Annotated in this window: 3 protein-coding genes; all 3 read left to right on the forward strand. The window is 35.3% G+C overall.

The features are described from left to right. Positions 1 to 48 precede the first annotated feature (48 nt). Positions 49 to 4,833 (forward strand): hypothetical protein, encoded by a 4,785-nt coding sequence (locus tag ACKI30_RS01855; protein ID WP_407409396.1) that lies wholly within the window; start codon positions 49 to 51, stop codon positions 4,831 to 4,833. Positions 4,834 to 4,948: 115 nt separating this feature from the next. Next, positions 4,949 to 5,581 (forward strand): flavodoxin family protein, encoded by a 633-nt coding sequence (locus tag ACKI30_RS01860; protein ID WP_407409398.1) that lies wholly within the window; start codon positions 4,949 to 4,951, stop codon positions 5,579 to 5,581. Next, entirely contained in the window at positions 5,578 to 6,222 is a 645-nt protein-coding gene (locus tag ACKI30_RS01865; protein WP_407409400.1) for a flavodoxin family protein, read from the forward strand. The genes ACKI30_RS01860 and ACKI30_RS01865 overlap by 4 nt, the downstream gene beginning before the upstream one ends. Positions 6,223 to 6,596: the final 374 nt, after the last annotated feature.

Below are 6,596 nucleotides of genomic sequence, written 5' to 3' on the forward strand. Positions count from 1 at the left end.
GGAGAATTTTTAAGAAATTCTTTTAAGACTAAAATGGGTTGTTAATTTATGAAATACAAAAAGATAATGCTAGTGGTCCTTGTGCTACTGGCTATTTTAACATTGGGTGCAGTCAGTGCATCTGAAGATATTGTCTCAGATGACTTGGCTATAAGTGTGGAGGCAGCAGATGATCAGCTGTCTTTAGAAAATGATGTAAATGATGTATTGAGTGATGAAAATTCTACTAATTTTGAGGATAATGATGATGAGGGGGACAATCCTTATTTTCTTTATGTAACTGACAATGATGAAATCATCACTGACAGTGAAAGTGAAGATTATGATGAAAATGCAATTATTGGAGGAATAATTTTACCTCCTAATACTGAAGATGGGCATCTGGATATCTTTACAGATGATGATGTGGAAATTTATAGTCTTATTGTTCGGGCTGTCGGTGAAGGTGATTGGCATATAGATGAAAACGGAAATCTGAAATCCCATATATTTTTGAAGGATTTGGATTTAACAAATGTCAATGACGGAGATAGAGTAAATTTCATTTACTTTGATGAAAATGGAGATAAGGTTGATGATTATGCCTGTTCAAGAACAATTGAAATTACTGAATCATATATTAAATTCATAGATGAAAACAGCGATGAAGGTGATGATGATGCTGAAGATGGTGTAATCATCAATGTCCTTGATGGTGATCAGAAGGAATTTGATTTAAATAATGATTTAGAAGAGACTTTTGCTTTCATTTCCGTTTCTGATGAGCTTCAGGGATTTATCAGGATTTACACATATGATGAAGAGAAAGATGAATGGAATATCTTCTTTGAAAAATCATTATCTGAAATAACAAATCAGGAAGCTGATGAGGAAAATGAAGGATTCACTGTTTATTTCATTAGTTTGAGCGATTTCGATGAAAAATTAACTGAAGTTCTTGAAGAAAGATACTTTGAAATCGGATTTTGGAATGATGAGGATGATAGGATAGATAATCGTGCATATAATATAGAGTATTATGATGACGGCGGTTCTGTAAAATTCTGGGAAAATAATGGTGATGATGAAGGTGATGATGAAGAAGATGGACCTATAGTAAGTATTTTTGTGGACACTTCAAAAGATTATCCTACTTCAGGAGATGGCGATGAAAGTTTAATAACTGTTTACGCTCAAAATGGTGAAGAATATCATGTAGCTGTATTCAGCAGCAAAAAATTTTTCTTCGATAAGAATTTGACAGATTTCGAAAATATAGTTCCTGTTGAAGGTGATGAGGAACTTGAAGGGTATTATAAATATGAGATTACTCCTAAAGATGTTGATTTCTTTAATGGATCGGATGATGGGGATAAAATCTGGATAGGTGTTTATAAGATTGAAGACGGATTTAAATGGATTGATGCTAGTTCAACATACAATGTAATATTTAATGGCAATTCATCATTCAGATTATTGGATGCTCTCGACATTCGTATTTTCTACGGAAATTTAACCAGCGGTGAAACTGAAGAGGGTATGATTACTTTCACCACAGATAAATTTATTGAAATAAATATTCCAAGTTCTTCAAGTGCTGTTGGAGTAAATGTTGCAGTTGATTGGGGAGATGAAACTATAACCTATTCATTAGATGATTTTGACTTTGAAGAAGTGTCAGATGAGGAGTTTTCAGGTAAAATTTACTACATTGAACTAAATGATGAAATTAAAAATATTATTCGTCAGCATGAAAATCAAAATATAACTTTCAATTTAAGTTACGGATTTAATGGAAAAAGTATCTCCTCATCATTTAAGCGCATTTTAATTGGTGATGTTTTCTATAAAATAAATACTATTTCAGATTTGAATTATCTGTTCGATTTTAACATAGCGGGTGATGTTTTAAACAGCAGTGATAAGGAAGCTGTAAACATTTTCTGCTTTGATGGTAATTGGCATTGGGCCCACAATGATTTGGGAGGAGGTTATTTTAAAGTTTATGTAAATGATAATTGTGTTGAATCACTTGAATTACATAGCCAGCTAGTTGATTATTCTCCACGTGGTGTTTCTTTCAGTTTAGATGATTTGGGAATTTCCACATCAGGTAACTATACAATTAAAATAACTCAATTGCCTGACAATGAAACTGAAATTGATGAGGAAACTGGCAAAATAATGCCTCAGTATAAATTAACCAGTGAAAATGAAATTATCAGTAAAGATGTGGTAGTGAACTTTGAAGATGTTTATGAACCAGTTGATCCTGAATTGACAGTAGAATTGTCTAAAGATGAATATGAATTTGAAGAAATAATTGAAATAACAATCAGATCACTGGCAAGTCCTGTCACTGTTAGCGTTGATGGGAAAACATACACTATAAATATAGTTGATGGTGTTGGCATTCTTCAGATTCCTAATTTAAATGCAGGAACTTACACTGTAATAGCAATATCCGAGAAAACAGACTTATATCATGCCGGTGAAGTTAATAAAACATTCAGTGTCAATAAAGTTGATGTTCCTTTAACACTCAGTGTTGCAGATATTGAAGTTGGCCAGACTGCTGTTTTAAACATTGAAATGGGAAAAGCAATCAATGATGTTGTTTTAGTTAGCTTAGCAGGCAATAACTACACCGCATCTCTTACAGACGGTAAAGCCAGTCTGGATATTTCAGATTTAAAAGCCGGTGATTATGAGGCAGTTGCAATTTATGCGGGAAATATTAACTATAACTCTGTATTAAACACCACTTCCTTTAAAGTATCAAAATTAACTCCTTCTGTTGAAGTGACTGTTGGTGAGGCTGTTGAGGGCAGTGATTTGGATGTGACTGTTGAAGTTCCTGATGCAACTGGTAGTGTTGTTGTTAATGGTGTGAGTGTTGCTTTGGTTGATGGTAAGGCTGTTGCTACCATTGAAAACTTGGTTGCTGGTGATTTGACAGTTGAGGTTAATTATGCTGGTGATGACAAGTATTTAAGTGCTTCTAAAAATGTTACTGTGGTTGTCAAAGCTAAAGAAAGTCCTGATTTGACTGTTTCTGTTGAAGACATTATTTTCGGCGAATCTGCAATTGTTAACATCGTCATTAATGCAGATGTAACTGGTAAGGTTACTGTTGATGGTAATGAGGTTGAAATTGCTGATGGTAAAGGAACCTATACAATTTCTGGTTTGAATGCCGGTAATTACACTGTTACTGTTTCATTTGATGGTGATAAATATTTCAATGCTGAAGAAATGACTGCTTCATTTAAAGTTTTAAAATTAACTCCTTCTGTTGAAGTGACTGTTGGTGAGGCTGTTGAGGGCAGTGATTTGGATGTGACTGTTGAAGTTCCTGGTGCAACTGGTAGTGTTGTTGTTAATGGTGTGAGTGTTGCTTTGGTTGATGGTAAGGCTGTTGCTACCATTGAAAACTTGGTTGCTGGTGATTTGACTGTTGAGGTTAATTATGCTGGTGATGACAAGTATTTAAGTGCTTCTAAAAATGTTATTGTGGTTGTTAAAGCTAAGGAAAGTCCTGATTTGGAAGTTTCTGTTGAAGATATTATTTTCGGTGAATCAGCAACTGTTAACATTATCATTAACGCAGGTGTAACTGGTAAGGTTACTGTTGATGGTAGTGATGTTGAAATTGTTGAGGGTAAAGGAACCTACACAATTTCTGGATTAAATGCAGGTAATTACGCAGTAACTGTTTCATTTGCCGGTGATAAATACTTCAATGCAGATGAAAAGACTGCAGCATTTAAAGTAAATAAGGCTGATTCTTCAGTCAGTGTTTCAGATGTTGTATTTGATTATGGTGACAGTGGTGTTTCTAATGTTGTATTGGCTGGTGCAGACTCTTTTGATGCCAGTGTTGATGATGATGCTGCCGTTGTCAATGTTGAAGGAAATGTCATCACTGTTTCTAATTTGGATGTTGGTGAATACACTTTGACTGTCACTACAATTCCTGATGAAAATCACAATGAAATTACAAAAACTGCAAAAGTAACAGTCAACAAAATCAAATCCACACTTGCTTTAACTAATGATATTGCTTTCACTTATGGTGAATCAGGCTCCACAAATGTTTCATTTACAGGGGCAAGCGATATAAATGTCAAAGTAATTAACCAGTCTGGTGCTGTTGTTACTGTTAATGATGGTGTAATCACCGTGGCAGGTTTGGATGCGGGCAGTTACGTTTTAGAAGTTACCACAGTTCCTGATGAAAGTCACTCTGCTGTGACTAAAAGAGTTAACATCACTGTTGGCAAATTGGCTACTAAACTCAGCGCTTCTAAGGTGACAACTACATATGGAACAAGCAAAAACATTGTTGTAACTTTAAAGGATGTCAACGGCAATGTCTTGGCTAATCAAAAGGTCAGCGTTAAACTAAACAATGTGGTATATACCAAGACCACTAACGCAAAAGGACAGGTTTCAATTGCAGTTCCAAAAACTTTAGCCGTTAAAAACGCATACACTGCAACAATAACATTTGCAGGTGACGATAACTATGCCAAATCAACAGGATCTGTAAAAGTTGTTGTAAACAAGGCAACACCTAAATTAACAGCTAGTGCAAAATCTTTCAAACGCACAACAAAAACCAAAAAATACACTGTTACTTTAAAAACAGATAAGAAAGCTGCAATGAAAAATGTGAAAGTTACCATCAAGGTCAACGGTAAGACTTACAAGGCAACAACCAATTCAAAAGGTCAGGCTACCTTCAAGATTACCAAACTGACCAAAAAAGGCAAATTCACAGCATTAGTCAAATTTGCAGGTAACTCAAAATATAAAGCAGTTAGCAAAAAGCCAAAAATTACAGTTAAATAAGTGGATTGATTTTCACTTATTTCTTTTTTTATTTTTTAATAATTCATTTTGACAAATACTTTTTTTAATCATTAATTCAAATATAATTAATTAAATTAGTTATATGGGGATTTTAATGAAAACTATTGTAATAAATGCAAGTCCAAGAAGAAGATTCTGCACTGCACAAATCATGAAGGAAGCTGCAAAGGGTGCGGAATCAGTAGGGGCAGAAGTAGAATACATTGATTTATATAAATTGGATTTACACGGATGCATGAGCTGTCTGATTTGTAAAAAGGCTGACCAAGAGAGATGCAAATGCTACTGGAAGGATGAACTGTCTCTAATAATCGAAAGAATCCTTGATGCGGACTGCCTTTTGATAGGCTCACCAATATATTTCGGCGAGCCGACAAGCCATTACAGGGCATTGCTTGAAAGGCTGATATTCTGTGTTCTTTCATATGACGGTTTCGGTTCATATTATGAACGCAAACTGAATGTGGGTCTTTTTTACACCATGAATGCTAACAAAGAGTATTATGAAAACATGATGAAAAATGATCTGGAATCTTCAGCGGGCGTCTTCAACATGCTCAACGGTGAAGTGAGGATTTATCCTGTATTAAATACAGTTCAGGTTAAGGACTATTCCAAATATGCAATGGGCGCCTTTGACGGGGATGCTAAAAAGGCATACAAAAAACAACATTTCCCGATTGATTTGGAAAATGCATTTAAGATTGGTGCGGAGCTTTCAAAATGAAAACAATCGTAATCAATGCAAGTCCAAGAAAAACATGGAACACCGCTGAGATAATGCAGTCAGCCCAGAAAGGAGCGGAATCAGTAGGTGCCGAGACCGAATACTTCAATTTGTATGATCTTGTTTTCAAGGGATGCAGGAGCTGTCTTGCATGCAAGCTTAAGGAAAAGACAAAAGGTAAATGCTACTGGAGAGATGACCTGACTCCTGTCATTGAAAAGATTTTGGATGCGGATTGCCTTTTGATAGGCTCACCGATATACTTCGGCCAGCCTACAAGTGAATTCAGGGCACTCATAGAGAGGCTGATATTCTGCATAATGTCATATGATGACGGTTCAAGCTACTTTACAGGCAAGGTCAATGTCGGAATATTCTACACCATGAATGCTCCATTGGAGTTTTATGAACAGGCAATGAAGGACAGCCTTTCAACAACCGAGTATCTTTTCTCATTTTTGCATGGTGAAATTGTTACTTACCCGGTCTGCGATACAATTCAGGTCAGCGACTACTCCAAGTTCAACATGGCCGGATTTTCACAGGAGATGAAAGAAAAGCAATGGATTTTGCAGTTTCCAAAAGACCTGGAAAAGGCATTTGAGATTGGTGCGGAGCTATCTAAATTAAAACAGTCGTAATCAATGCGGATCCTAAAAGAAAGGGAATCTGTGCTCAGATTATGAAATCCGCACAGAGTGGTGCTGAGTCAGTTGGCTGTGACGTTGAATATGTTGACCTTTATCTTAAAAATGCGAGAATACCTCGACTTCTTAAGTCGAGGATGAATCGCAAGTTTGGGTATACTGTTGTAAATACCTTTTTTTTAAGTGTTTATTTGTTTCAATATTGCTTATTTCTATTTTTTTTGTTCATCTTGGCTTTAGGTGTACATTTTTATTATAATTTTCTTTCGAGTGAATACTCTTCATTTGCTCTTGGTATGAGTTTATATGCTATTACATTAGATATAGTATAATATCATTTGTAAAAAATGAAAAATTGTATTTCTGGT

This window comes from Methanobrevibacter sp. (genome assembly GCF_045539575.1).
Taxonomy (GTDB): domain Archaea; phylum Methanobacteriota; class Methanobacteria; order Methanobacteriales; family Methanobacteriaceae; genus Methanocatella.